At 34.9% G+C, this 25,632-nt stretch carries 30 protein-coding genes; 27 read left to right on the forward strand and 3 right to left on the reverse strand.

What is annotated here, in order from left to right; genetic code table 11:
• Window positions 1–444: 444 nt before the first annotated feature.
• Window positions 445–1,365, reverse strand: coding sequence for a nuclease-related domain-containing protein (locus tag MHB55_RS05280; RefSeq protein WP_340862759.1), 921 nt, complete (start codon window positions 1,363–1,365; stop codon window positions 445–447).
• Between the two features lie 136 nt (window positions 1,366–1,501).
• On the opposite strand from MHB55_RS05280, the gene MHB55_RS05285 reads away from it, so the two are divergent.
• From MHB55_RS05285 to MHB55_RS05390, 22 genes are all read left to right on the forward strand, one after another.
• The gene (locus tag MHB55_RS05285; RefSeq protein WP_340862760.1) at window positions 1,502–2,083 is read left to right on the forward strand and encodes a nuclear transport factor 2 family protein; all 582 of its coding nucleotides are present in this window, start codon (window positions 1,502–1,504) and stop codon (window positions 2,081–2,083) included.
• 107 nt (window positions 2,084–2,190) lie between these two features.
• Window positions 2,191–3,042, forward strand: a complete 852-nt coding sequence (locus MHB55_RS05290; protein ID WP_144537559.1) for a DegV family protein — start codon at window positions 2,191–2,193, stop codon at window positions 3,040–3,042.
• On the forward strand, window positions 3,042–4,376 hold the full coding sequence (locus tag MHB55_RS05295; protein ID WP_340862761.1) for a DEAD/DEAH box helicase: 1,335 nt from the start codon (window positions 3,042–3,044) through the stop codon (window positions 4,374–4,376). Before MHB55_RS05290 ends, MHB55_RS05295 begins: the two co-directional genes overlap by 1 nt.
• Before the next feature lie 5 nt (window positions 4,377–4,381).
• Window positions 4,382–4,996 (forward strand): ComF family protein, encoded by a 615-nt coding sequence (locus MHB55_RS05300; protein ID WP_340862762.1) that lies wholly within the window; start codon window positions 4,382–4,384, stop codon window positions 4,994–4,996.
• A 46-nt stretch (window positions 4,997–5,042) separates the two neighbouring features.
• Entirely contained in the window at window positions 5,043–5,450 is a 408-nt protein-coding gene (locus MHB55_RS05305) for a TIGR03826 family flagellar region protein (protein WP_144537565.1), read from the forward strand.
• A gap of 238 nt (window positions 5,451–5,688) precedes the next feature.
• A complete protein-coding gene (gene flgM, locus MHB55_RS05310; protein ID WP_144537567.1) occupies window positions 5,689–5,952 on the forward strand; it encodes a flagellar biosynthesis anti-sigma factor FlgM in 264 nt (87 codons plus the stop codon).
• A 13-nt stretch (window positions 5,953–5,965) separates the two neighbouring features.
• Complete coding sequence (locus MHB55_RS05315; RefSeq protein ID WP_191696510.1) at window positions 5,966–6,460, forward strand: flagellar protein FlgN; 495 nt, start codon at window positions 5,966–5,968, stop codon at window positions 6,458–6,460.
• A 12-nt stretch (window positions 6,461–6,472) separates the two neighbouring features.
• The gene (flgK, locus tag MHB55_RS05320; RefSeq protein WP_340862763.1) at window positions 6,473–7,999 is read left to right on the forward strand and encodes a flagellar hook-associated protein FlgK; all 1,527 of its coding nucleotides are present in this window, start codon (window positions 6,473–6,475) and stop codon (window positions 7,997–7,999) included.
• A gap of 15 nt (window positions 8,000–8,014) precedes the next feature.
• The gene (flgL, locus tag MHB55_RS05325) at window positions 8,015–8,944 is read left to right on the forward strand and encodes a flagellar hook-associated protein FlgL (RefSeq protein ID WP_340862764.1); all 930 of its coding nucleotides are present in this window, start codon (window positions 8,015–8,017) and stop codon (window positions 8,942–8,944) included.
• Window positions 8,945–8,995: 51 nt separating this feature from the next.
• A complete protein-coding gene (locus MHB55_RS05330; RefSeq protein ID WP_340862765.1) occupies window positions 8,996–9,550 on the forward strand; it encodes a DUF6470 family protein in 555 nt (184 codons plus the stop codon).
• A gap of 13 nt (window positions 9,551–9,563) precedes the next feature.
• The gene (gene fliW / locus MHB55_RS05335) at window positions 9,564–9,998 is read left to right on the forward strand and encodes a flagellar assembly protein FliW (RefSeq protein WP_154311302.1); all 435 of its coding nucleotides are present in this window, start codon (window positions 9,564–9,566) and stop codon (window positions 9,996–9,998) included.
• Window positions 9,998–10,222, forward strand: coding sequence for a carbon storage regulator CsrA (csrA, locus tag MHB55_RS05340; RefSeq protein WP_151110906.1), 225 nt, complete (start codon window positions 9,998–10,000; stop codon window positions 10,220–10,222). The genes fliW and csrA overlap by 1 nt, the downstream gene beginning before the upstream one ends.
• A gap of 136 nt (window positions 10,223–10,358) precedes the next feature.
• Entirely contained in the window at window positions 10,359–11,171 is an 813-nt protein-coding gene (locus tag MHB55_RS05345; protein WP_340862766.1) for a flagellin N-terminal helical domain-containing protein, read from the forward strand.
• A gap of 91 nt (window positions 11,172–11,262) precedes the next feature.
• Entirely contained in the window at window positions 11,263–12,948 is a 1,686-nt protein-coding gene (locus tag MHB55_RS05350; protein WP_340862767.1) for a motility associated factor glycosyltransferase family protein, read from the forward strand.
• Between the two features lie 14 nt (window positions 12,949–12,962).
• Window positions 12,963–13,307 (forward strand): hypothetical protein, encoded by a 345-nt coding sequence (locus tag MHB55_RS05355; protein WP_340862768.1) that lies wholly within the window; start codon window positions 12,963–12,965, stop codon window positions 13,305–13,307.
• 2 nt (window positions 13,308–13,309) lie between these two features.
• Window positions 13,310–14,566, forward strand: coding sequence for a motility associated factor glycosyltransferase family protein (locus MHB55_RS05360; RefSeq protein ID WP_340862769.1), 1,257 nt, complete (start codon window positions 13,310–13,312; stop codon window positions 14,564–14,566).
• A 14-nt stretch (window positions 14,567–14,580) separates the two neighbouring features.
• Window positions 14,581–15,558, forward strand: a complete 978-nt coding sequence (pseB, locus tag MHB55_RS05365; protein WP_340862770.1) for a UDP-N-acetylglucosamine 4,6-dehydratase (inverting) — start codon at window positions 14,581–14,583, stop codon at window positions 15,556–15,558.
• Window positions 15,559–15,620: 62 nt separating this feature from the next.
• Window positions 15,621–16,352 carry a glycosyltransferase family protein gene (locus MHB55_RS05370; protein ID WP_340862771.1) on the forward strand — a complete coding sequence of 244 codons (732 nt, stop codon included), beginning with the start codon at window positions 15,621–15,623 and terminating at the stop codon, window positions 16,350–16,352.
• A 5-nt stretch (window positions 16,353–16,357) separates the two neighbouring features.
• Complete coding sequence (locus MHB55_RS05375; protein WP_340862772.1) at window positions 16,358–17,245, forward strand: SDR family oxidoreductase; 888 nt, start codon at window positions 16,358–16,360, stop codon at window positions 17,243–17,245.
• Window positions 17,232–18,308, forward strand: a complete 1,077-nt coding sequence (locus MHB55_RS05380; protein WP_340862773.1) for an N-acetylneuraminate synthase family protein — start codon at window positions 17,232–17,234, stop codon at window positions 18,306–18,308. Before MHB55_RS05375 ends, MHB55_RS05380 begins: the two co-directional genes overlap by 14 nt.
• Complete coding sequence (locus MHB55_RS05385) at window positions 18,305–18,829, forward strand: GNAT family N-acetyltransferase (protein ID WP_340862774.1); 525 nt, start codon at window positions 18,305–18,307, stop codon at window positions 18,827–18,829. Before MHB55_RS05380 ends, MHB55_RS05385 begins: the two co-directional genes overlap by 4 nt.
• 211 nt (window positions 18,830–19,040) lie before the next feature.
• Window positions 19,041–20,129, forward strand: a complete 1,089-nt coding sequence (locus tag MHB55_RS05390) for a DUF2920 family protein (protein ID WP_340862775.1) — start codon at window positions 19,041–19,043, stop codon at window positions 20,127–20,129.
• Window positions 20,130–20,179: 50 nt separating this feature from the next.
• Here the strand turns inward: MHB55_RS05390 and MHB55_RS05395 are convergent, their stop codons facing one another.
• Complete coding sequence (locus tag MHB55_RS05395; protein WP_340863956.1) at window positions 20,180–20,998, reverse strand: flagellin N-terminal helical domain-containing protein; 819 nt, start codon at window positions 20,996–20,998, stop codon at window positions 20,180–20,182.
• Between the two features lie 132 nt (window positions 20,999–21,130).
• Between MHB55_RS05395 and MHB55_RS05400 the strand changes: the two genes are divergently transcribed.
• Genes MHB55_RS05400 through MHB55_RS05415 form a run of 4 tightly spaced genes read left to right on the forward strand, consistent with a single transcriptional unit; the run spans window position 21,131 to window position 24,372 of the window.
• A complete protein-coding gene (locus MHB55_RS05400) occupies window positions 21,131–21,511 on the forward strand; it encodes a flagellar protein FlaG (protein WP_340862776.1) in 381 nt (126 codons plus the stop codon).
• 11 nt (window positions 21,512–21,522) lie between these two features.
• Window positions 21,523–23,583 (forward strand): flagellar filament capping protein FliD, encoded by a 2,061-nt coding sequence (gene fliD, locus MHB55_RS05405; protein ID WP_340862777.1) that lies wholly within the window; start codon window positions 21,523–21,525, stop codon window positions 23,581–23,583.
• A gap of 37 nt (window positions 23,584–23,620) precedes the next feature.
• Entirely contained in the window at window positions 23,621–24,022 is a 402-nt protein-coding gene (gene fliS, locus MHB55_RS05410; protein WP_151110877.1) for a flagellar export chaperone FliS, read from the forward strand.
• On the forward strand, window positions 24,022–24,372 hold the full coding sequence (locus MHB55_RS05415) for a flagellar protein FliT (RefSeq protein ID WP_151110875.1): 351 nt from the start codon (window positions 24,022–24,024) through the stop codon (window positions 24,370–24,372). Before fliS ends, MHB55_RS05415 begins: the two co-directional genes overlap by 1 nt.
• Before the next feature lie 44 nt (window positions 24,373–24,416).
• On the opposite strand, the gene MHB55_RS05420 is transcribed toward MHB55_RS05415, so the two are convergent.
• Window positions 24,417–24,743 (reverse strand): SCP2 sterol-binding domain-containing protein, encoded by a 327-nt coding sequence (locus MHB55_RS05420; protein ID WP_144537613.1) that lies wholly within the window; start codon window positions 24,741–24,743, stop codon window positions 24,417–24,419.
• A gap of 158 nt (window positions 24,744–24,901) precedes the next feature.
• Here MHB55_RS05420 and MHB55_RS05425 point away from each other — a divergent pair, with 158 nt between their 5' ends.
• Window positions 24,902–25,612: a C40 family peptidase gene (locus tag MHB55_RS05425; protein ID WP_154311288.1), complete on the forward strand. Its 711-nt coding sequence runs from the start codon at window positions 24,902–24,904 to the stop codon at window positions 25,610–25,612.
• The last annotated feature ends 20 nt before the right edge of the window (window positions 25,613–25,632 follow it).

Raw genomic sequence — 25,632 nt, forward strand, 5'->3', positions numbered from 1 at the left:
ATGGAATAGAACCTTGCAGAGACCGAGCTAAACCTTGCGGAAACGAGCACGAACGTTGCACAAACGAAAAAACATTGCGTAGACGAGACAGAACCTTGCGGAAATGGAATAGAACATTGCAGAGAAAGAGCTAAATCTTGCGGAAACGAACACGAACCTTGCACAAACGAAAAAACGTTGCAGAGATGAGACAGAACCTTGCGGAAACGGCACGAAACCTTGCAGAGACCGAGCTAAACCTTGCGGAAACGAACACGAACCTTGCACAAAAGAAAAACGTTGCAGAGAAGGGACAGAACCTTGCAAAAACGGCATGAAACCTTGCAGAGAAAGAGCTAAATCTTGCAGAAACGAGCACGAAAGTTGCACAAAAGAACAATGTTGCAAAGAAGGGACAGAACCTTGCGGAAATAGCACGAAACCTTGCATAAAGATTACCTTTAATTATTGCTTCCAAACAAAATATCTCTTTCTACCATTTCCATGACCTTCTAAACTCTCAAAATTGTTTAATAAACGGGATGCTGTGTAAGGAGATTCCACAAGACAAAAGTGACGAAAATCCTTAACGGTCATTTGAGAGCTAATTAGCAAATAGAATTCTCTAATAGCTACCTTATGTGCATTCCGATCATTCTTCCCACAGCTCGGACATTTCCAAGTGGAGTAGTGTCTAAGCATTCCGAACGTACCACACTTTGGACATTCCACTCCTGGCACTAAATCTCTAGGTGAAATACGATAATATTCACATAACGGAGGCATAATGTACGGTGATAGATTTTTCTCGATGTGCGACGTAATTTCTTCAAACTTGACCAAAGAAACTGGCTCACTCAAGCCGTTGCTATGCATTTGATAAATTTTTTCCATCATGCTTTCTAGCTTAAATATAGGATAGTGGGAAGGTTTTTCGCGAATGCGACTGGATTTAGCGGTTATAATGACTGCACCAGTAACTTTCATGGTAGGGCACACGTTTCGGAGAAATTCTTTCATGAAGCGAATGTTGCGTGTGAGTTGAAAGTAGGGATTAGGGAAGGGAGTTTCTGTTCCATCAACTTCTTTATAAAATTCTTCCTCTTTAAAATACAAGTTACCACTCATATTTTTGGATTCGATAACCATACAGCAGCGATCGCTAACTATTAAACAATCAATTTGTACTTTCCAATCTTCTAACACCAATCCCACATCAGAAAACACTTGTAAATTTCCAGAAAGCCTTAATTCATCTAGCTTAGCTACCAACCGATCTTCTCCTCGGTCACCAGCTTCACTACGACGAATATCATCTGCCACCAGCATAGATTTCTCATGCTCACCTAACAATCTTTTTAATAAAATCTTCTGTACAGGATACAATACTAATATTCACCTCCATTCTAATTATATATGTTACTTCAAAAGTCAGAAAATTTCATTATTTTATAAATTGAAACTTATTCATTGAGTTTTCGTCATAACTATGACAAAATAACCAACAGCAGGAGGGAAACAGATGAGACTAATAATCCAAGTACTTACTCTCGCAGCAATTACACTAGGACTTGCTGCTTGTAATGATAAAGAAGAGGTAAATCCAAGTTCGGGATCAGTGAACGATTCAACTCCATCACAAACGGAGTCAGCAATCGATCATGGAGCAGAGGATAAATCAGACGTAGGCTTCCAAATGTCTTCTGGTGGAGACATTGAAGAGGCAGCTAATGTACCCGAGGAAGAAAAAACAACAGTATTAAATGCATTTAACGAATACATTGAAGCATTTAACGAAGAAGATATAGACCGCTATTTGAGTGTAATCTCCAAAAAACCAGAGGGCTTCAACTATGAATCCGAAAAAGAACTAGTATTGGAGACCTTCGAAAACTACGATACTGTACGTACAGCTGAGGACGTTACTATTATTGAATATAATGACAAAGAAGCTCAAGTATATTCAAATATCCATATTGCACTTCACGAGCCAGGGTCTGGAGCAAAACTCGATCGTAATGGTCGTCAGGTGACGGTTTTTGTGAAGGAAGAAGGCAAATGGGTGGTAACAAGTGTCTATTTTATAGGCGAAACAACTGAATAAATCACCATATCCCCAGCATATATGACAAATATCATGTTTGGGGTCTTTTTATGCTTTCCTTTCCTATCCATATTCAGTAAACTAGAGTTAGGAGAGTGATTTCTTACATGACAAAAACGGTAATAGTGACTGATAGTACAGCTTATATTCCAGAAGATAAACGAGCAAGTTTAAACATTAAAATGGTTCCTCTTAGTGTCGTAATTGGTAACGACACATATAGAGAAGAAATAGATATTAACGCTTATGAATTTTACGATAAAATCCGAAATGAAAAAGCACTTCCAAAAACCTCACAGCCTTCTCTAGGAAACTTCGTTAACACCTTCGAAGAGTTAGAGAAAGATTATGACACCATCATTTCTATCCATCTTTCTAGCGGAATTAGTGGAACATTGGCAGGAGCAGAGCAAGCAGGAGGTATGGTCGAAGGTATTGATGTGTATACATTCGATACAGAGATTTCTTGTATGGTTCAAGGCTTCTATGTAATCCGTGCTGCAGAAATGGCGCAGGCCGGTGAAACTCCAGAAGTAATTTTACAAGAATTAAACAAGATGAAACAATCGATGCGTGCATACTTCATGGTGGACAACCTAGATCATCTTCACCGTGGCGGCCGTCTAAACGGCTTCGAGCGTGTCATTGGATCTGTGCTTCAAGTGAAACCAATCCTTCATTTTGAAAATAAAGTCATCGTTCCATTTGAAAAAGTTCGCACTCGCAAGAAGGCAATGAAACGAATTGCAGATATGCTAGAGGAAGATGCAAGCAAATACGATAAAATCAAGGCTACTATTATTCATGCCAACAACGAGCAAGAGGCTATAGAATGGAAAATTCTTTTAGAAGCAATTATGCCAAACGTTGAATTTACAATCAGCTACTTTGGTCCGGTTATCGGTACGCACCTTGGAGAAGGCTCCATGGGACTAGGCTGGTACCACGTAGAATCATAATGAAACAAGTAAACGAGCAATTACAGCAATTTCTCACTGGACGCATATGGCTTCGCGCACACACGCCTTTTCCGCGCGAGGTCATAGACGACCATATCCTCAGCGGCCACATTCATCTAAAACCAGGAATCAAAACGATTAAACCTCAAACAATATTTCAATCAACGAAACACATCTGCAATCGATGTCACAACACAAATCCATCATTATTTTACTCTTTCCAATGCGCCCATTGTAATGAAACCTGTACCTACTGTCGTCATTGCATCCGTATGGGACGAGTTAGTAGTTGCTCTGAACTGATAACTTGGGTCAAGGAGCCAGCTATCGGAACAACCGAGGACATTTTTGATTGGTCCGGTCAGTTAACTGCACTTCAACAAAGGGCAAGTGAAGAGCTTTTAAACAGTGTCCAAAATAATCAGTCTCACCTTTTACATGCAGTCTGTGGAGCAGGCAAAACAGAGCTACTTTTCCCATCTATCTTTGCCTCTTTGCTAGCAGGCAAAAGAGTATGCGTCGCTGCACCAAGAACTGATGTCATTTTAGAGCTGTTCCCTCGTTTTCAAAAGGTGTTCCCAAAAACTATCATCCATGCACTTTACGGAGGAGCCCCAGACCAGGAAGGCTTTGCCACATTAATCCTGGCCACTACCCATCAGCTATACCGATTCGAAGATGCTTTTGATGTCGTATTTGTCGATGAAGCAGATGCCTTCCCTTATTATGCAGATGAGACTCTTAGACAAGCGGTTGTAAATGCTGCAAAACCAAATGCCGCTATTCACTATGTAACAGCCACGCCCACCGATTCCCTTCAAACAGTCAACCAATCCATTCTCTCCAAGCGATATCATGGTTATCCATTGCCTGTGCCTAAATTCGATAGCCTTTGGGGATACGCTAGACAATTAAAAAAAGGTAAAGTCCCGCGCAAACTACAGCAATGGGTAGATGAAAAAATTCAAAAAAATATCCCATTTCTCGTATTCCTCCCAACTATTGAAATGCTAGAGCAATTCCCTGGTGACTTACCTCGGGTCTATGCTGAGCATCCAGATAGAAAGGAAAGAGTCATGCAGCTTCGCGAAAAGAAAGTGCCTGGTTTATTAACAACTACAATTTTAGAAAGAGGAATCACTATAGAAAATGTTCACGTTGCAGTAGTAGGAGCAGAGCAGGATATTTTTACTGCTAGCGCTCTCATACAAATTAGCGGGAGAGTAGGACGATCCATCAAGCACCCAGATGGTGATATTGTTTTCTTTCATCATGGAATAAGCCATGCGATGGATGAGGCAAAGGAGGAAATTGAAAGGTGGAATGAGCTATAAACTGTTTGATTTGTGGGAGTATATTTTCACGCCCTGCGACATGGAGGCGATTATTTCTCTATGAAATCAAGAATGCTAGCTGTGATCGATGCTACCAAAAATTTGAGAGAGCGGAAGCCTCATTTGATTTCTCTGACTTTATTGGGACCCCCTATGAAGGAGCAGTCTATGAAGTTACATCACTTTATACTTACAATGAAGCGATGAAAAACTATCTCCATCAATATAAGTTTCTACAGGATGTTGCACTTGCTGGCGTATTTGCTCATGAAATAAATGAATTTCTTCGCCTTAAGCAAGGAACAGTTGTCCCAATACCTATGCACCCGGAAAAATTAAAGGAAAGAACCTTCTCCCAAGTGGAGGAACTTCTAAATAAAGCCGAGATTCCATTCCAAAACCTTCTTGTGAAAACTACTAGTAGTGTGCAGGGAAAAAAGTCAAAGAAGGAACGTCTGGAAGCCGGCATTTTATTTGAATCTATAAAAGATGTCCAGCCAGTACACTATATTTTATTTGATGATATTTACACAACAGGTGCTACCATTCATCATGCTGCAAAAGTGCTGAAGGATGCTGGTGCTAAGAGTGTAGAGGCATTTACTTTAATAAAAGGGTAATCTGCCGATATAAAAGACAACTAGCAGAAATAGTGGAGGTATGGTCATGGGAGAACTAAAGAATTGTCCATCATGTGGCGAGTTTTTTAACTATACTGGGTTAAGAGAAGTGTGTAATCCTTGTGCGATGAATGAGGAAAAGCTATACGAAATCGTCTATCGATTTTTAAGAAAACGAGAAAACCGCGCAGCTACTGTTGATAGAATCGTAGAGGTGACAGGAGTGGATGAGGATCTCTTACATAAATGGGTTCGCAAGGGAAGATTACAGCCAGCTCTATTTCCAAACTTAGGCTATCCATGTGACAGCTGTGGCAAATTGACACAGGTAGGAAAGCTTTGTGCGAAATGCTCCGATGAATTGAAATCTGGGCTACGCCAGTTTGAGGCCGCAAAAGAATTTCGTGATAAGGTAAATAATCAAGAGGCAGTCTATTATAAGGATCAAAAGTAACTCTCACCTTGTGTGAGAGTTTTTTGTCTGAATCAGCACGTGTTGCCCTTTAAGGTCAACTGGAATAAGCTTCGGTCGATAGTTCTACCTACTTGCTTCAGTCATAGAATTCTAGTCAAATGGTAATGCCCTAAGGCTCATTTCCTATACCAATCTTTTCCTACAAAAGAACTCTAAACACTTTTTAAAACTTACCGAAATATAGAATAGATACTAAGAGAACGAAAGGGGTATGTATATGAAAATCACAAATCTAGGTGTCAATCAGATCAATCCATACAAACGCAATCAAATGCAAACAGAAAAAACACAAAATGCTTTGAAGGCAACTGCAGACCAGTTGGAAATTTCATCAGCAGCAAAAAGTATGCAGACGAAATCTCCGATAGAGGTAGAGCAGGCAGAGCGCGTTGCTGCTATTAAAGCAGACATCGAAGCAGGCACTTACAAAGTGGATGCAAAGCAGCTAGCTACAAACATTTTGAAATACTACCAAATTTAAAGGAGACCCGAGCATGTCCATCGATAAGATTCTGCACTCTCTAACGAACCTAAATATGCTTCACAAAAGTTTGTTAGAAATTGCGTACAAAAAAACAGAGGCCATCAAAACTGGGGACATGGACAGTCTTAACCAACTGCTCAAGGATGAGCAGGCGCACGTAGCCGGTATTTCTCAGCTAGAGCAACAGCGTCAATTAGAGGTAACGGATTACCTTAGAGCAAAAGGAATTGCTCCGATCGACAACCCAACTGTTGCACATGTCTTAGAAAACACCAACACTGAGGAAGAAAAGGAGCAGCTAAGTACTGCACGTAAACAGCTTCTTCTCACATTGGAAACATTGAAAAACCAAAATGACTTAAATCAAAAGCTAACATTCCAATCATTACAATTCGTCAATATGACGTTAGATATGCTACGACCAAAGCCAGACCAAATAAACTACTCAAAGAACGAAGTAAAGCGTCCTTCAAAGGATAAATCCTACTTCGATTCTCAAGCTTAAGGAGGCCAACCCATGCGCTCCACATTTATGGGATTAGAAGCAAGTAAAAGAGGATTATTCACACAGCAGTCAGCACTATATACAACAGGACATAATATTTCAAATGCCAACACTCTTGGGTACTCTCGTCAAAGAGTAAACATGGAAGCTACTTTAGGTTATCCAGGGACAGGTTTAAATGCACCAAAGACTGCCGGTCATATAGGTACGGGTGTACAGGCACAGTCAGTACAAAGAATAAGAGATAATTTTATTGATAGACAATATCGTCAAGAAACCACAAAACTAGGTTATTGGGAATCACGTTCTAATGCAATTAGCCAAATTGAGGATATTGTAACAGAACCTTCAGATTATGGTTTAAACGCGGCCCTTGATCAATTTTGGAACTCTTTACAGGACTTAAGTGGTAGTCCTGAAAACGCAGCGACTCGTAAAGTTGTCGTACAACGTGCGCTACATGTAGCAGATTCATTTAACTATACACACAAGCAACTGTCTGATATTCAAGCAAATCTAGGAAATGAAATAAAAGTATCTACTGACGATATTAATTCTATATTAAAACAAATAGCTTCTATTAATGAACAAATTCAAGCAATTGAGCCAAATGGCTATATGCCCAATGACTTGTATGATGCTAGAGACTCTCTAATCGATGAGTTATCCCAGTACATGCCAATTGAAACTGAACGTGTACCATCAGGTGGTAACGCTTTAGCGATTGCAGAGGGAAGCTTGACTGTTACTATGAAGTTAAAAGACGGTACTAAAGTAGAACTAGTAAACGGGAAAAACTTTGCACAACTTGAAACTTTAGATACTTCTAATAACAAGTTGGATGGTACAGACCTCACAGCAGGATTTAAGGAAATTAAAATTACAGGTTTAGGTGGCGAAACAATTACCTATGATCAATTAGATCCTTCAAAAGGAAAGTTAGTTTCACTAATTGACTCATTTGGTCACGGAGATCCTGCCACCGGTTATTTCACAGAAACATTAGCGAAATTAGATGATATGGCCAATGCATTTATGAAAGAGTTTAATGATATTCATAAACAAGGATTCACTCTTGCAGAAGGTGCGACTGCTAGTACTAATAATCAGGAGTTCTTTACTGGAGTAGGAGCTTCAGGTATTGAAGTACTAGAGGATATTGTAAAGAATCCAAATTTAATTGCTGTTTCTGACGCTGCTGGGGAAGTAGGAAATGGAAAAAATGCAATTAAATTAGCGAACATGAAATTTAATAAGTTAACTGATTTGGATGGCGCAACGGTACAATCTTTTTATCAAGGAGTTATTGGTAAACTAGGAGTAGATGGTGAGCAAGCGAATCGATTAACAAAGAATGCTGGAACAATACTTCTAACAGTTGCAAATAATCGTGCTTCAGTAAGCTCCGTATCTCTTGATGAGGAAATGACTAATATGATTACATTCCAACAAGCGTACAATGCGAATGCCCGTATGATTACGGTAATTGATGAGACTCTAGACAAAATAATAAACGGCATGGGTCGAGTAGGCTTGTAGAAAGGGGATATTTAAATGCGTGTAACACAATCGATGCTTTCTAGTAATATGCTTCGTAATCTCTCAAACAGCTATTCCAAAATGGGGAAGCTACAGGATCAAATTAATACGGGTTCAAAAATTAGCCGTCCTTCAGATGATCCAGTAATAGCTGTAAAAGGAATAGGTTATCGAACAAATCTAAACAAAGTAGAACAATATAAGCGCAATATGGGGGAAGTAGAAAATTGGTTAGATACTTCTGATGATACCCTTGATCATGTTGGAATTGCTCTTCGTCGTGTTCAGGAGCTCGTAACCAATGCAGCAAGTGACACGAATACAGATGAAGACCGAGAAAAAATGAAAAAAGAAATAGATCAAATTAAACTTCAAATCCGTGATTTAGCAAACACCAAAGTTGGGGAAAAATATTTGTTTAGTGGAACAAATACCCTGAGTCCTGTTTTTGAAAATGGGAAATTTGCTGGTCAAACTTTTACAGAAGGTGATAGCTTAACTAATTTAGTTAATACCGCTAACCCTGGATTTTCAAACTCTGTAGAAATTGAAGTGTATGATGGAGTTAATTTAGATGTGAATACAAAAGCAGTTGATATGTTTGCTCAAATTGACGACATGCTAACAAGTATTCAAAAAGATTTAGCTGATCCTGCTGGAACAATAGGAAGTAAAATTGGTGAGCATTTAAGTACAATAAGTACTGTGCAAAATAAAGTGCTTGAAAACCGTGCAGATATTGGTGCTCGACAAAATCGAGTAGATATGATGATTAATCGTCTTGCAACACAAGAAGTAGTTGTAACAAAGCAGCTTTCTGATAACGAAGACATTGATTATGAACGTGTTATTACAGATATGATTACCCAAGAATCTATTCACCAAGCAGCACTTTCAGTAGGTGCCAAAATCATTCAATCCACATTAGTAGATTTTATTAGATAATTCAAGGCGTTTGGACAACCTGTTCAAACGCTTTCTTTCGAGGTGAGACAAATGAATTTTCCAAAGCTTCAAATACGGACCACAGATGCAAAGCTAGGACTTAATATCGTTAATGCTAAGCAAACAATTAAACAACCGAAGGCAACTCAACATATTGAACAACCTGCTGCTATTGTAGATATAGAAACAACTCGTGGTATTATGAAGATTGATTCTTCTCAAGCAAGAAGAGATATAGGATTAATAGGACCCCTCGAATCTGCTTCTAACTTTGCGGCAGAGGGTCGGAAAAAAGCCATGCAAGGGATAGCCAGGCGTGTTAGGGAAGGAAACCAAATGATGGATATCGCACATAACCAAAATGCAGTACCATCTATTGCGAAGCAAAACACATTTCCTCATAAAAAGGCTTTAGGTATAGATTTTATTCCATCGGTAGGTTCTGTAAAATTAGATTATGAGCCAGCTAAGCTGGATATAAATGTTCAAACGCAAAAGCCTATAATAAATGCTCAAATTAACAAACCGGTTTACGGCTATACACCAGGTAAAGTATCAGGGGTTATGATGCAAAATCCAACGATTGAAATCGACTTCATAGTCTAAAGGAGTAAAAAACATGAACATTGAAACAAAATTTTTAGGATCAATGGCAATAGATGAAAAAGATATTATTCAATTTCCAGATGGAATACCAGGATTTGAAGAAATAAAGGAATTTGTAATTTTACCCTTAGAAAAAGATTCACCTTTCGCAGTACTTCAATCAATTAAAGAACAAGAAATTGGGTTTGTTATTGCTTTCCCTTTTGCATTTAAAAATGATTATACATTTGATGTTTCAGAGGACGATAAAGAGGACTTGCAAATAGAAAAAAGTGAAGATTTAATCACCTACTCCATTGTTACATTAAGAGATCCATTCCATAGTTCCACTTTAAATTTACAAGCACCCTTGTTGATTAATTACAAAAAGCGACTTGCAAAACAATTAGTATTACAAGATGCAACCACTTATCCGATTAGGTTTCCTATTGAAGGGAGTGCTATTTAATGCTTGTTCTTTCAAGAAAGAAAGATGAATCTATAATGATTGGTGATAAGATAGAATTAAAAATATTGAGCGTAGACGGAGATCAGGTGAAGCTAGGAATTGTAGCTCCCCAAAATGTAAAAGTATACCGTTCTGAAGTGTATGAAAGCATTCAACAGCAAAACAAAGAGGCATTAAATATCTCTAAATCATTAATTGAACAAATTTCAAAAAAAAATATTTAATAAACTATTAAACTATCTTTAACTTGTACGATAATACTAGTGTAAGGCAGAAATGGGGCGGCCGACCTTATACTGCCAAACAAATTCCACAAGGACGTGGAACTAATTAAACCAAAATTCAAGGAGGAATCTCACAATGAGAATTCAACACAACATTTCAGCTTTAAACACACACAGAAACTTAACAGCTAACCAAGGTTCATCTGCTAAAAACTTAGAAAAACTTTCTTCAGGTTTCAAAATCAACCGCGCTGGAGACGACGCTGCTGGTCTTGCAATCTCTGAAAAAATGCGTGGACAAATCCGCGGTTTAGATATGGCTACTAAAAACTCTCAAGATTCAATCTCTCTAATCCAAACTGCTGAGGGTGCTCTTAACGAAACGCATTCAATTCTACAACGTATGCGTGAATTAGCAGTTCAATCTTCAAATGATACTAATACAACTTCTGACCGTGGAGAATTACAAAAAGAAGTTAAAGAATTAATCACTGAAATTGGACGTATTGCTAGCGATACAGAATTCAATACAAAGAAATTATTAAATGGTTCTGCTTCTGCACTTAACTTCCATATTGGAGCTAACGAAGGACAAAGTATTACATTAGCTATTTCTGATATGAGAGCAACTGCTTTAGGTGTAGATGCTATTACTATCTCTTCACAAGCAACTGCGGATGCTGCTATCACTACTATTCAAAAAGCTATTGATGATGTTTCTGCTGAGCGTGCAAAACTTGGTGCTAACCAAAACCGTCTAGAACACACAATCAACAACCTTGGAACTTCATCAGAGAACTTAACTGCAGCTGAATCTCGTATCCGTGACGTAGATATGGCTAAAGAAATGATGAACTTCACTAAAAATAATATCTTGACTCAAGCAGCTCAATCTATGCTTGCTCAAGCTAACCAACAACCACAAGGTGTACTTCAATTATTACAATAATCGTAAATGAAAAACCGAATTCCTTTTGGAATTCGGTTTTTTTTATTGATATTTATTTATTCTCGCCGATATAGAACAAGAGGTGGAATTTGTGAATCTTGAAATAGAAAATATTAAAACTAAAACAAATGGATTTACTTTGAGAATAAACGGATATTTTTTGCATAGTAAATATAATCCAGTTAAAGAAGCCGAACAATTAGCCATTAATCATTTTAAAAAAAATCATATCCATATACTGTTTGGTAATGGTTTGGGGTATATAACAGAAGCTTTACTTTCGAAAATGGACGCTAAAAGTACATTATTGGTAGTGGATCCGTTAGTAGATGAATTATATAAATATAGTAAAAATACAAATAAAGCAACTATTATAAAGCAACTTACAAACGAAAACTTTGGAACTTATTTGGGAGCAAGCCTTGATAATTATAATAGAAATGTCACTATTTTTTCTTCACCAAATTACGATAAGTTATTCCCAAAAGAGTACAAAGAACTATTAAAATTAGTCAAAAATAAATTAAATTTAAATATCATAAATGAAAATACAGTTCGTTTTTTTGCTGACACTTGGCAGAAAAATTATATTAATAATCTCTTCTTGGCTCAGAAGGATTACTCAGTGAAAATATTAAATAAAAAATTTAACTGTCCCGTTATCATAGCATCAGGTGGACCATCATTAACAAAACAAATTCCTATGTTAAAAGAAAAATTGGAAAATGTCTTGTTAATTGCAGCGGGTTCAACTGTAAATACTCTGCTTTCACATGGAATTGAACCTGATTTTGTAATTTCAGTTGATGGTGGAATAGAGAATTACAATCATTTTCAAGAATTAAAGTTAAAAAAGCCACACCTTATATATAGTATGACAAATCATTATAAAATTAGAGACTCATTTCATTCTAAGTGTTTCTTTTTCGTTTCAAATGAATTTGTGAACTCAAAGGATAATATTGAGTATACTTTAAATAGGGAAGTTCCAATCATATTTGGTGGAGGCTCTGTAGCAAACTATGCATTTTCCATAGCAAGTTACATCTCAAATGGACCTATAGCATTGATAGGTCAAGACCTAGCATATACTTCCAATAAAACACATGCAGAGCATAATAAACACTATAAGATAATTGATGATCAATATAGAGAAGAAAGAGGGATGTTTTACGTTAAGGGTTATAATAACGAAGATGTCCTTACTGATTATGCATTTTTGTCAATGAAAGACACTTTTGAAAGACTTGTGAGTATAGTAAAACATGAAAATTCTATCTATAATTGTACAGAAGGTGGTGTGTTTATAGAAGGATTTAAACATGATACCTTTAATAATTTCTGCAGAAAATACGTAGGGAACAAAATTCAAAAGGATATTTTATTTCCTAATGAAATTAATGATTATAATGGATTTACAGAAAAAATTAAAGAGGAAATGACAAATTATAATAAAATTATTAGTTATTTAAATATAGGTTTACGGGAATTGAATAATAATAAAAACAATGTAGCTTTTTCAAATAATAGTTTAAGGAAATTGAAAAATGTGGATGAGGAAATAGGAAGGTTGTTCTCTAAAGTGTCTATGAGCACAATAATAAATCCTATTACAATAGATATTTTAAAAAAATTTCAAGAAAAAGAAGGTGAAACAACAATTGAAACCTTCAATCGAATTTATAACCAAAATAAAGAACTTTATTCTAGATTACTAGAAGCTGCAATAATATCAAAAAAATATACAGAGAACTTAGTAAAAAAAATAGAGAGTTGAAGAGGATGAAATTAATGAGCGATTTATTAAAAGATACAGTAGAGAGTTACAATAATTATTTAGTAAGATTGCCTATAGGTTGCCAAGAAATTTCGGACTTACTTAGAAAAGATCATATTATGGATGCCATGAATTTAATTACTAATTTTAGTGAAGGAGTTATATGGTTAACAACTGCTAACGACTTTTTTTTAAAGAGTAACTTACAAAGTGAATTAAATGCTAAAAAAATTCATGAGTTTTTATACGAAGTAAATAGTGGATTAGAAATTCAAGATTATATTCTTATTGCTGATATGTTTGAATACGAAATAAAACCTTTTTTTGACGAATGTCCAGCAATAGAATTTACAAACTGATTATGGAATTTAAGGTTGAGGTTGCCAAAAATGGGGAAAACACCTTACTCTTTAATGGAAAATATATTTATAGCAAATATAATCCTTCCAAAGATGCCGAAAAGTTTATTGAGAATGAAGTAGACTTTGACGCAAAAGGGTATTTATTGGTTGGTTTAGGATTAGGTTATCATTTAGAAAGTTTATTAAATCTAGCTCCCAATAAAAATATATTGTTATTATTGTTAGACATAGAAGAAATGAATATTTTTAAAAAACATTCCAGAGACAAGCAAATAATCTGTCAGAAAAATGTTAATCTTATTAAAGCAGGAGATAAAATTCAAGACTATTTAGACTATCAAGTGATTTTACCGAATGTCTGGTTAAAAGCAATTTCTGAAAACCATCCATATTTTACAATTTTAGAGGATATTAAAATTAGACAAATGAGTTATAACTCTACAGCGCAACTTTTAAAAAGTAACTTTTTAAGTAATATTCAAAATAGAAACTTGTATGTTAATGGATTAAAAAATACTTTTGAAAATAAAAGTGCCTGTCTGGTATCAGGTGGCCCATCTTTAAATGAGACTGTGAAATGGCTTCAAAAAGCAAAAAACAAAACTTTCATTTTAAGTGTAGGTTCTTCATTGAAAACATTATTAATGCATGATGTTGTTCCTGATGCAATTATCATCACGGATCCGTCAATAAATGTTGTAAAACAAATAGAAGATAGTCGATATAAAGGCCTTTTGTTTTATTTATCAACAGCTAATAATGAAATGTCAAAGAAACATGATGGTCCTAAAATATTGTTATTTCAGCAGGGATATTTTCTGGCAGAGCAATATGTATTAAAAAACGAAAGTCCACTAATGGAGACGGGTGGGTCTGTTGCAACCACTGCAATTTCGCTTATTGAATATTTAGGCTTTAAAAAACTTTTTTTATTTGGTCAAGATTTGGGGTTTAAAGGTAAGAGAACACATTCTAATACATCCACTTCTGGGATTGAAATAGCTGAAAGTTTTAACTTTAGAAAAATACTTTCTAACAACGGGGAAATGATTAATACAACTCCTAATTTAAGTACCTATCATCGTTGGATAGAAAGAAAGGCAAGAAAGTCAAAAATGAAAATTTTTAACACGGCAAAAGATGGAGCTAAAATTGAGAATGTTCCAATGATAAAACAAGATATTTTTGTAGAATATCTCCAATCTCTTTCAGATTGTCAGTTTAAACAAGTATTAGAAAATAAGTTGAAAAACTAAAAAAGGTGAAATCAATGCAAAATAAGACATTATCTAAAAAAACAATATTAGTAACGGGTGGAACTGGATCATTCGGGAAAAAAATTATACGTAAATTACTAGAATTTGATATAAAAAAGGTTATTGTTTTCAGTAGAGATGAGTTAAAACAATATGAGATGGCACAGGAATTTCATGATAATAGAATTAGGTTCTTTATAGGTGATGTTAGAGATAAAGATAGACTTTATCGTGCATTTGATGGAGTAGATATTGTCATTCATGCAGCAGCAATGAAGCATGTTGAAGCATGTGAATACAATCCCTTTGAAGCTGTAAAGACAAATATTCATGGTGCGCAAAATATTATAGAAGCTGCTATAGACCGTGGTGTAGAGAAAGTCATAGCTCTTAGTACAGATAAAGCATGTAGCCCAGTGAATCTTTACGGAGCAACTAAACTAGCATCGGACAAATTATTTGTTGCGGGAAATTCTTACGTTGGTGAAAAGAAAACTCGTTTTTCTGTTGTTAGATACGGAAATGTCGTTGGTAGTCGAGGAAGTGTAGTACCATTCTTCAAAAAGTTAAAGGAGACAGGTACCTTGCCTATTACTGATGAGCGTATGACACGATTTTGGATTACTCTTGATCAAGGAGTTCAGTTTGTTTTAGATAATTTAGAGCGAATGCATGGTGGAGAGATTTTTATTCCTAAAATTCCAAGTATGAAAGTTACAGATTTAGCAATTGCAATAGCGCCTGAATGTGAAACTAAAATTGTAGGGATTCGTGCAGGGGAAAAATTACATGAAGCTATGATTACCGAAGATGACGCTCGTCATACAGTTGAGTTTGATGATTATTTTATCATACAACCTGAATTTTCTTGGTGGTCCAAAGAATTTGCTACGGGAGGAAAGCTTCTTCCAGAAGGGTTTAAATATGCAAGCGATATTAATAATGAATGGTTATCTGTTGAACAATTAAAAGAATTGGTGGAAGAGATTTAGGCACCGTTTTAAGCATTTACATATCAGATAATTTTTTGAAAGAAAGCGAAGAGTGACGTTTTATGAAAATAGTAGCGATAATTCAAGCTAGAATGACTTCCACACGTTTACCAGGAAAAGTTTTAATGCAAGTAATGAATAAGCCGTTACTAGCATATCAGTTAGAACGTGTGAAGTTATCAAAACTTATTGATGAGATTGTTGTAGCAACAACATTAAATGATACCGATATACCCATCGTCGAATTATGTGAGCAGTTAAGCATATCATGTTATCGCGGTTCCGAATTGGATGTTCTCTCAAGATACTACGAAGCAGCAATAGAACATAAAGCGGACATAGTAGTAAGACTTACATCAGATTGTCCACTTATAGATCCTGAAATAATAGATCAAGTAATTAATTATTATCTTAATCATAATTATGATTATGTTTCAAATACACAAGTGAGAAGTTTCCCTAGAGGAATGGATACAGAAGTATTTTCTCTTGAAGATTTAGAATTAGCTTTTAATAATGGTAGCAAAGACTATGAAAGAGAACATGTTACCCCTTATTTTTATTTGAATAAGGAGCTTTTTTCAATTGGGCAAGTGATATATGAAGATGATAAAAGCAATTTTCGCCTTACAGTAGATACAAAAGAAGATTTAGAGTTGATAACGATCTTATTGGAAAAATTGTATCTTAAAAATGGAGATTTTGGTTTAAATAATATTATTGAAGAGTTAGAAAAAGATACAAGTCTTGCTAAAATTAATGCTCATATCGAGCAAAAAAAATTGGGTGAGTAATTATAATGAAAATTATATTAATCGGTTCAACAGGAATGCTTGGGCAAGAGTTGTACAAAAAGTTCTCGCAAAAGGATTTTGAGATCTTGACCATATCAAGATCAAACAGTACAAATAATGTTGATTTATTAATAGATTCTAAAAAGGTAACAGATTTAATCACCCAAGAAAAACCAAATATCGTAGTGAATTGTGCAGCAATGATAAATTTAAAAGAATGTGAAAAAAACGTTAATAATGCATATATGTTAAATGCTAGGTTACCATCCATTATTGCAAGAGCTTGTAGTGAAATTAACTGTTATTTTATTCAAATTTCTACTGATCATTACTATGAAAATGATAAGAATCTACAACACTCTGAAAATGATACTGTTGTTTTATTGAATGAGTATGCTCGAACAAAGTATGCAGGCGAAGTCTTTGCATTAACAAATAACAATTCTCTTGTCGTAAGAACAAACATAGTAGGATTTAGAAATAAAAAGGATGAACCAACTTTTATTGAATGGGTTATTAAGTCATTAGTACAAGAACAAACTATTGTAGGTTTTGAAGATTTTTACACATCAAGTATTGATATTTATAGTTTTTCAAATATTTTAATAGAACTAATTGAGCAAAAATATAAAGGTATCATTAATATAGGTGCTAAAGATGTATATAGTAAGTATGATTTTATTTATGAGCTTGCAAAAAAATTTGGAAAAGAAGGAAATGTAGTTAGAGGGAAATTAAACGATTTTCAAGAAATTAAAAGAGCAAATTCATTAGGTTTAGACATTTCTAAATTACAAAAAGTTCTTCATAAACAACAGGTTCCTTCAAGTAAAGAGGTTATCAACCGATTATACGAAAAATTTAAAGAAGGTGAATTTCATGAATTATCATAGTGAGATTAATATAGGTAGTCAAAAAATCTCTATAAATGATCCAACTTATTTTATTGCAGATGTTGCTTCGAATCATGATGGAGATTTAGCTCGTGCTAAAGAATTGATTTGGTTGTCGAAGGAAGCTGGGGCAGATGCAGTAAAATTTCAGCATTTTCATGCTGACAAAATAGTAAGTGATCAAGGATTTAAGAGTCTTGGAAGACAAAGTAGTCATCAATCGAAATGGGATAAAAGTGTATACGATGTTTTTAAAAAATATGAGCTAAACAGAGATTGGAATCTAGAATTAGTTAAAGAAGCCCAAAAAGCAAAAATTGAATTTCTTACAACACCATATGATATTGATGCTGTTGATGAAATAAATAATCATTTGTCTGCATTCAAAATTGGTTCTGGTGATATTTCATGGATTGAATTTATTAAATATATAGCACAAAAAGGTAAGCCGACTTTATTAGCAACTGGGGCATCAGATTTTTCTGATGTAAAGCGTGCGGTCAATGCAATAACGAATATTAATCCTAAGATTGTACTAATGCAGTGCAATACAAATTATACGGGAAGTTTAGAAAATTTTAAATATATTAATCTAAATGTATTAAAAACTTATTCTTTAATGTATCCAAATATGATTTTGGGTTTGTCTGATCATACACCAGGCCACTCTACTGTTTTAGGAGCCATAGCACTGGGGGCAAGAGTAATAGAGAAGCATTTCACAGATGATAATAACCGTATTGGACCAGATCATCCATTTTCTATGAACCCATCTAGTTGGTGTGAAATGGTGAATAGGACAAGAGAATTAGAAAATGCCCTTGGTGACGGGGTTAAAGTAATAGAAGAAAACGAAAAGGAAACAGTTATTGTTCAACAAAGAGGAATCTATTTAAAAGAGAATGTAACTAAAGGACATTTTCTTACTATAAAAGATTTTGAGTTTTTAAGGCCAGCACTTAAGAGTGGATATTTTCCTTATGAAGCAGAAGAACTTGTTGGAATGGAAATGAAATATGAAAAGAAGGTAGGAGAGCCTTTAATTAAAGGAGATTTACAATGATAAAGGGTAAGTTTACTGGACTTAGAGCAATTGAAAGAACAGATTTGCCCATTCTCTTAGAATGGAGGAATAAACCTGAATTTCGTATGTTTTTTAGAGAACATAAAGAACTAAATATGGAAAATCAACAATCTTGGTTTGATAATTATGTAATACTTGATTCTAATACTAGAATGTTTGCAATTATCGAACTAAGCACACAAGAGTTGATTGGCGCTTGTGGTCTTTGCTATATTGATTGGGTGAACAGAAGCGCAGATTTCTCAATATATATAGGAAAAAATGATTTATATATTGATGATATATTATCAATAGATGCTGCTCTTTCAATGGAAAAGTATGCATTTGAAGAATTAAATCTTCATAGACTCTGGGCTGAAATCTACTCAATTGATGAAAAGAAAATAAAGTTTTTTAATAAATTGCAATTTGAACAGGAAGGTCACTTAAAAGAGACTCATTGGACAACAGGACGTTGGGTAGATTCATTATATTTTGGGAAAATAAATAAAAATAATTGAGTTAAAATCTATACTCATTTTTAATCGTTTGAAAATAGATTTGTAAATTTAATGGAAGTTGTTAATGTTTTATTATTGTTTTTTTGAATTGATTTTGTTAAAAGATAATATAGATAATTAGTGTTTAAAGGTAGAAAATAAATGAAAAAAAGAAGTACTTATTATCTCCTTAGAATATTATAATTCAGTTAAAGTTAGGTGTTGAGAGTAATTGCCTGAAAATCAAAGCATCAAAATCCCAGCACATCATAACATATATACTGGGTACTCAAATAGAGAGTTGAGAATTGACTTTTCGCTTCCTGAAAAAGGAACAAATGAGAATACTGGCATTGTAATACTAGCTCCAGGCTATGGGGGAAATATTGATTCAAGTGTGTATAAGAAGATGAGAGAAACATTTGCAGAAAAACATAATTTAGTTACAGTACAATGTGAGTATTTTGGCAGTGACTTTATGCAAAGTGCTTCATCCTTTAATTTAAAAAGTGATTTGGAACAGGTAATGATTTCCCTAACTCCTGAGGAAAGAGATTCTATAAAGAATAATACATCTAAACTATTAGATATATTATCAAATAAAACAATAAATCTCTCTGTAAAAGCAGATATAAAAGAAACAAATGATTACTTTAATGATATGGGCTATATGCAAGCAATTGATATTATTACGTCAATTGAAGCGATACGAATTATATTAAAAGACAATAATTTTATATTTAACGAAAAAAAAATAATAGGATATGGTCATTCTCATGGTGCTTATCTAATTCATTTAAGTAACCGTTTAGCACCTCATCTTTTTTCTCATATTATAGATAACTCTGCATGGATTGAACCAGTTTATTTAACTGCTAATCGCTATTTATTTCAGAAGTATGGGGAAATGATATTACAAATTGAATTTGATTACTTTGCAAAAGAAATTATAGAAGATAAACAATCACTTAATTTATTCACTGTGTATAATGACTTTAATAACGTGGCAAAAATTATTTCATTTCAAGGAAATAATGATAATTTAATTAACCATTTGGAAAAAGAAAAACTGATCAAAAGTATACCTGGGACAAAGTTTATTTTAGTTGATGAAAAAAGAGTAGATGGGCAAATATTTAAATCTAATAAACATGGATTAGATGCTGATTTTTTGACAATGTTTGACTGTGGAGTTAAAGAATTAGGAGTACATCTTAATGGTATAGACCTATCAACTAAATATGAAATTACATTATCAAATACAATGATTCAAGTTGACTACTCTCGGGGACTTCCGATTTTTAATAGAAGGTTATTGTAGGTATACATAAAAAAAGACTAGAAACCTTAAAATGGTTTCCTAGTCTTTTTTTAACTAAATAATCTCAGTACATCATTAACATTCTGATTCGTATGCTTAATTAGCATTTCATCGCCCTTTTGGCGTATTCCTTGTTTAACAAATTCCATCATTTCATAAGCCAAATCTGGATCTCGAATAAGAGATTCTGACTTTTGAAGACTTGCCTCGGTATTCGACACGTTATCCTTATGGTGAGTTAGTGCTTCGTAGTCTGCTCCAGTATTTGCAAGGTGACTAGAAATAATACCTTGGGCTTTATCCACGTTTGTTATTAAATCCTCTGCTTTTTCGCGTGTAGAAATCTCAGCGATTGCTATACCTAAAGAAGCCGTACTCACATTTACTGTATCAATACGAAGTGCCTGTCCAGAGTTAGCACCCACGTGTATGTACAATGGTCGGACGTCACCGAGAATAGTTTGAGTGTTAAACTCCATTTTGTCGGCAGTATCATCAATTGATTGGAGAAGCTGGTCTAATTCCTTTTGGGCTGCTCCTCTGTCTTGATCTGAAACAGTATCAGTAGATGTTTGTACTGCTAATTCCCTTATCCGCTGTAATACACCGCTAACATGTTGAAGACCTGCATCCGTTGTCTCAAGTACTGAAAGCCCATCCTGCATATTAAGCTGAGCCCTTGCAAGTCCACGAATTTGCCCACGCATTGTTTCCGAGATGGACAAACCTGAAGCATTATCTGCAGCACGAGTCAATTTGTCGCCACCTGAAAGTTTTTCTAGTGTTCTAGTTATTGCATTGTCATTTTTCTGATAACGATTGATAGAGAAGGCTATCCCTGCCTGGTTTTGTATTTTCAATTCATTCACCTCCATGTGAATTATTTTACTACTCTATTATTATCGTCAGTTTAAATGGAAATTTTGCTAACAACTGAAAATTAATATTAAATTGCCGATAATGAATATAAGAACATTGTTAGCATAGGGGGAGAGCCTAGTATGCGTCTATCAGCACAGGCACAGTCAAAAGATGTTGCAATTACATCTCAGCTAAAAAAAGAAGTAGTGGGAGATATAACAAAATCAAATGTAACAGAAAATTCTCTAAGACAAATTATGCAAGCTGAGCAAAAAGCAAATGAAAAGGAATTAATTCCAAAAGAAAAAGTACAAAAGGCAATAGATGCATTAAATGAGTTTATGACTATCCAAAACAGAAACTCAAAATTTGTTATGCATGATGGTTTAGATCGCTACTATGTAGAAGTTATAGACGCAGAGACGGAAGAGGTAATAAGAGAAGTTCCACCTCGAAAGCTATTGGATGCATTTTACACGATGCAAAAATTTTTAGGCATGATAATTGACGAAAAAATTTAGGGGGTTATAAAATGGCAGGTTTAAGAGTTGGTGGATTAGCATCGGGAATGGATATTGATCAAATTGTTGGAGATTTGATGAAGGCAGAGAGAATACCATTAGATAAATTATTTCAAAAGAAAACTACAACGGAATGGCAAAGAGATTCTTATCGTTCTATAAATACAAAATTAAAAACCTTTAGTGATTACTTACTTGATAATTTCACATTGTCCAGAAACTTTAACAAAAAAACTGTACAGAGCTCTAATTCAAGTCTAGTAACTGCAACTGCAAATTCCTCTGCTTCAAGTGCTTTATCTCTTGAAGGGGTATCCCAATTGGCTACTGCAGCGAGACAGATTGGAAATACTATCTCTACTACAAGCGGGGGAACAGTATCTGGTACTACTCAAATGAGCGAACTTGGTGTTGGGGACACGACAATTTCTTTGAAGGCTATCCAAGCAGATGGCAATCTTGCAGCAAAAGCAACAGAGATAGAAATAAGTTCTACGGATACTATTGCTCAAGTAGTATCTAAAATAAACAATAGTAATGCGGGAGTATCAGCATTATTTGAGAATGGTAAGCTATCTATTACTGCAAAAAATACAGGTGATGTAAAGGGCGGAGCTGAAGTCCAAGTAGTTGCAGGGAATGATGTATTTTCAAAATTAGGCATGGCAGATTCAACTAATTTAGCATCTGGAGGAACTAATGCTGTTTTCCAAGTGAACGGTATTACAACGGAAAGATCTTCTAACACTTTCAATATCTCAGGATATACAGTGACATTAAATTCTACGTTTAATGTTAAAAATACTTTGCAAGAACAAGTGGCACGATTAGAAATAGCAAAAAATCAAGCCGCTCAAGATGTGGTGAATGCAGAAAACTCCAAAACAGCTGCGTTGGAGGCTCAACGTGTCGCCAATGCAAACTATACATCTACTTATGAGAATTTATCTTCTAGTTTGCAAACAACCTATACAGATTTTGTTAGTGGAAATTCTAATGTTAAAAATACTTTAGCAAATTTAAGTGAAGAAAATTTCGAAAAATATAAAGCACTTGCTTCTACTTCAGATGAAGATATAGATGGTTCTGATCTAACTGCTGAGCAAAAAAAAATGCTGAAAAATTTATCAGCTGATGAGAGAAAAAATTTACAGGAAATGAGTACAGGAGATTTTACTGCTTTAAAAAATGTAGCTGAAAAGGATATTCAAGCGGAAATAGCAACTTTGACCGCAACGAATGCAACAAATGATCTAGCAGCAAAAGAACTGAAAAGTACTCAGTTGAATGATGATTATAATGATGCTGTTGCTATAAATAATGCTACATCACCTGATACAACTGTAGCTCCTGTTCAACTTACAGCTAGTGCTGATATAGACTCCATGGTAGATAAAGTAAAAGAGTTTGTTGCAAAGTATAACGAATTAATTACTGGAATGAATGATTCTTTAAAAGAAAAAAAATATCGTGATTATCCTCCATTAACAGATGAACAGCGCAAAGATATGTCTGATAAAGAGCAAGAATTATGGGATGAAAAAGCTAAAAGTGGACTTCTTCGCAGTGATTCCATAGTTAGCAGCGGTTTATCTAGTATGCGTAATGCAATTTATGGTAGAGTAGATGGTATAGGTGACGATTTAATTGATACTCTTGCTGAAATGGGGATTACTACTTCTAGTGTTTACTCAGATGGTGGTAAACTAGTAATTAGTGAGGATAAACTACGAAAAGCAATAACAGACAATCCTGATAAAGTGGTACAAACTTTAACTCAATCAGGAGAAAAAACTGCAACAGGAGACACTCGTGGTATTGTCAATAGACTTCGTGATTCTATGAAGGAATTAACTGCCAAAATTGAATCTAAGGCAGGGAAGGCTAGCGCCACTGATCAACAATATACTCTTGGTAAAAGCTTAATTGACATGAATACTCGTATTTCTAACTTCCAACGCAGATTAGAAGATATAGAAACTCGTTACTGGAAACAGTTCACTGCAATGGAGCAGGCAATTAGCAAAGCCAATTCACAATCAGGTTATCTATCACAATTCGGCCAAAGCTAAATATAATTATGTTTTTCAACAAAAGGAGTTGTAAGATTTGTCAGCACAATCGGTTCACCAAGCTTATAAAAATAATAGTGTGAGTACTGCATCGCCAGGTGAGTTGACTTTGATGTTATACAATGGTTGTTTAAAATTTTTAGGTAAAGCAAAAATTGCGGTAGCAGAAAAGAATATTCAAGAAAAAAATACAAACTTGCAGAAGGCACAGAAAATTATTCAAGAGCTTATGATGACCTTAAATATGGATATTGAAGTTTCTAAGTCAATGATGCAAATGTATGAATATATGAACCATCGCTTAATTGAAGCAAATATGAAGAATGACACTGCTATTATTGAGGAAGTGGAAGCATATGTCCTTGATTTCCGCGACACATGGAAGCAAGTCATTCAATTGAATCGTCAAAAGCAATTTACTACTGGCGGACAAGCGTGATGGCTAGTGTCGACCAATTTTTAGCGGTCTCTGAAGAGCTATACAGCCATCTTTTAAAAACACCATCTGATGATGAGCGTACAGAATTTATTGAAAAAATTAATGAGTTATTGGATGCTCGTGAAATGGCATTACAATCCTTAGATCTTGAACAAATATCCAAGCTATCAGTTTATGGCAAATTAATAGAGTTAGATCATGGGATCAATAAACAGCTAACTACTGTGATGGCTCTTGTTAAGAAAGATATTAAGGAGCTTCAGCAAAAGAAACGCCATGAAGGTTCTTACACTAACCCTTATGCGGCTACTCAAATGATTGATGGTATGTATTTTGATAATAAAAAATAATACAAAAAACGACTTTCGCTATGAAAGTCGTTTTTCTTTTTCTCTTAAAAACTATACTCCTTCAACAATCCCTCCAGCTTCAATGCCAATCCAATACTCCCGTCAACCTTCAGCTTCCCAAACATAAATGCAGAAGTGCTATTTAAATCCCCGTTAATGAGCTTTACAAAATCCTTTGAGCTTAATGTAAGGGTGCAATCAGCTTTTGAGCTAGTATCATCGGTTACAAATGCTCGACCGTCAGCTAGGACTAGCTGTTTGACGGATGGTTCGTCGCCGGTTAGGTGGAATTCGTAACGGACGTTTTGGTTTTGGATTGGAGTTGGGTGGTTATTCATTGTGTTTTCGATTTGGTTCCAGGTTTCGTTCATGTATCATGTCCCCTTTGTATTTACTGAATGGTTATTCATTAATTATCATGCCATATTTTCTGATAATTTACGAGCATTTATTTCCCAGGTAATATTTTGTTGAAAGTTGTGGATGTTACCAAAGTTTTACCGATATAAAAAGAAAGGGGGTTTAAAGTATGAGAAAGAAAGTGCTGATTATAGCATTTATACTGTTTTTTATTACAGAAACTGCAAGTGCTAGTACGCTTTATGAAGTGAAAAAAGGCGATTCGCTTACTAAAATTGCTAAATTACATAATGTAACAGTCGCTGATTTACGTACTTGGAACAAGCTGACAAAGGATAATATTTTTATTAAGCAAAAGCTTGTCGTTCAAAAGCCGGCAACTGTTAAGGGGACAACGAATACAACGCCAGTTAAAACAGCTCCTGTAGTAACAGCACCTGTAAAAAATGAGTTGGTTGTCTCACCGGCTCCTGTTATTACAGTACCTAGCAATGTATCTGGAGAAGGTTATGCTTATTACCCATTGATCATTGATTTTGCTAAACGCCTGGAGGGCATTCCTTATTTGTATGCAGGTAATACGATGGCTGGATTTGATTGTAGTGGGTTTATTTATTTCCTACATACGCAAGCTGGTATGAAAATCGAACGTAAGAGTAGCGAGTCCTACTATTTAGAAAGTATTGTGGTGACTAACCCGATTCCTGGAGATTTAGTGTTCTTCCAAAACACGTATAAAGAAGGAATTTCTCATATGGGTATCTATCTTGGAGACAATCAATTTGTCCATGCAGGATCTAAGGGAGTAGAGATCACAAAGCTAGATAATGTGTATTGGAAAGAGCATTTTGTATCCTTTAACCGTTTTGTTCAAAAGTAAATAATCAGACAGGAGATATA

The sequence above is a fragment of the Psychrobacillus sp. FSL K6-1267 genome (genome assembly GCF_038003265.1).
Taxonomy (GTDB): Bacteria; Bacillota; Bacilli; order Bacillales_A; family Planococcaceae; genus Psychrobacillus; species Psychrobacillus faecigallinarum.

What these genes read in the sequence shown, in the direction of transcription:
- flgM (WP_144537567.1), top strand. Translation starts at nt 5,689, where the DNA reads ATGAAAATCACAAATCTAGGTGTCAATCAGATCAATCCATACAAACGC.
- fliD (WP_340862777.1), top strand. Translation starts at nt 21,523, where the DNA reads ATGGCAGGTTTAAGAGTTGGTGGATTAGCATCGGGAATGGATATTGAT.
- MHB55_RS05370 (WP_340862771.1), top strand. Translation starts at nt 15,621, where the DNA reads ATGAAAATAGTAGCGATAATTCAAGCTAGAATGACTTCCACACGTTTA.
- MHB55_RS05295 (WP_340862761.1), top strand. Translation starts at nt 3,042, where the DNA reads ATGAAACAAGTAAACGAGCAATTACAGCAATTTCTCACTGGACGCATA.
- MHB55_RS05305 (WP_144537565.1), top strand. Translation starts at nt 5,043, where the DNA reads ATGGGAGAACTAAAGAATTGTCCATCATGTGGCGAGTTTTTTAACTAT.
- MHB55_RS05285 (WP_340862760.1), top strand. Translation starts at nt 1,502, where the DNA reads ATGAGACTAATAATCCAAGTACTTACTCTCGCAGCAATTACACTAGGA.
- flgK (WP_340862763.1), top strand. Translation starts at nt 6,473, where the DNA reads ATGCGCTCCACATTTATGGGATTAGAAGCAAGTAAAAGAGGATTATTC.
- MHB55_RS05355 (WP_340862768.1), top strand. Translation starts at nt 12,963, where the DNA reads ATGAGCGATTTATTAAAAGATACAGTAGAGAGTTACAATAATTATTTA.
- MHB55_RS05415 (WP_151110875.1), top strand. Translation starts at nt 24,022, where the DNA reads ATGGCTAGTGTCGACCAATTTTTAGCGGTCTCTGAAGAGCTATACAGC.
- MHB55_RS05400 (WP_340862776.1), top strand. Translation starts at nt 21,131, where the DNA reads ATGCGTCTATCAGCACAGGCACAGTCAAAAGATGTTGCAATTACATCT.
- MHB55_RS05425 (WP_154311288.1), top strand. Translation starts at nt 24,902, where the DNA reads ATGAGAAAGAAAGTGCTGATTATAGCATTTATACTGTTTTTTATTACA.
- flgL (WP_340862764.1), top strand. Translation starts at nt 8,015, where the DNA reads ATGCGTGTAACACAATCGATGCTTTCTAGTAATATGCTTCGTAATCTC.
- MHB55_RS05375 (WP_340862772.1), top strand. Translation starts at nt 16,358, where the DNA reads ATGAAAATTATATTAATCGGTTCAACAGGAATGCTTGGGCAAGAGTTG.
- MHB55_RS05360 (WP_340862769.1), top strand. Translation starts at nt 13,310, where the DNA reads ATGGAATTTAAGGTTGAGGTTGCCAAAAATGGGGAAAACACCTTACTC.
- fliW (WP_154311302.1), top strand. Translation starts at nt 9,564, where the DNA reads ATGAACATTGAAACAAAATTTTTAGGATCAATGGCAATAGATGAAAAA.
- pseB (WP_340862770.1), top strand. Translation starts at nt 14,581, where the DNA reads ATGCAAAATAAGACATTATCTAAAAAAACAATATTAGTAACGGGTGGA.
- MHB55_RS05330 (WP_340862765.1), top strand. Translation starts at nt 8,996, where the DNA reads ATGAATTTTCCAAAGCTTCAAATACGGACCACAGATGCAAAGCTAGGA.
- MHB55_RS05380 (WP_340862773.1), top strand. Translation starts at nt 17,232, where the DNA reads ATGAATTATCATAGTGAGATTAATATAGGTAGTCAAAAAATCTCTATA.
- MHB55_RS05385 (WP_340862774.1), top strand. Translation starts at nt 18,305, where the DNA reads ATGATAAAGGGTAAGTTTACTGGACTTAGAGCAATTGAAAGAACAGAT.
- MHB55_RS05315 (WP_191696510.1), top strand. Translation starts at nt 5,966, where the DNA reads ATGTCCATCGATAAGATTCTGCACTCTCTAACGAACCTAAATATGCTT.
- csrA (WP_151110906.1), top strand. Translation starts at nt 9,998, where the DNA reads ATGCTTGTTCTTTCAAGAAAGAAAGATGAATCTATAATGATTGGTGAT.
- MHB55_RS05345 (WP_340862766.1), top strand. Translation starts at nt 10,359, where the DNA reads ATGAGAATTCAACACAACATTTCAGCTTTAAACACACACAGAAACTTA.
- MHB55_RS05290 (WP_144537559.1), top strand. Translation starts at nt 2,191, where the DNA reads ATGACAAAAACGGTAATAGTGACTGATAGTACAGCTTATATTCCAGAA.
- MHB55_RS05420 (WP_144537613.1), bottom strand. Translation starts at nt 24,743, where the DNA reads ATGAACGAAACCTGGAACCAAATCGAAAACACAATGAATAACCACCCA.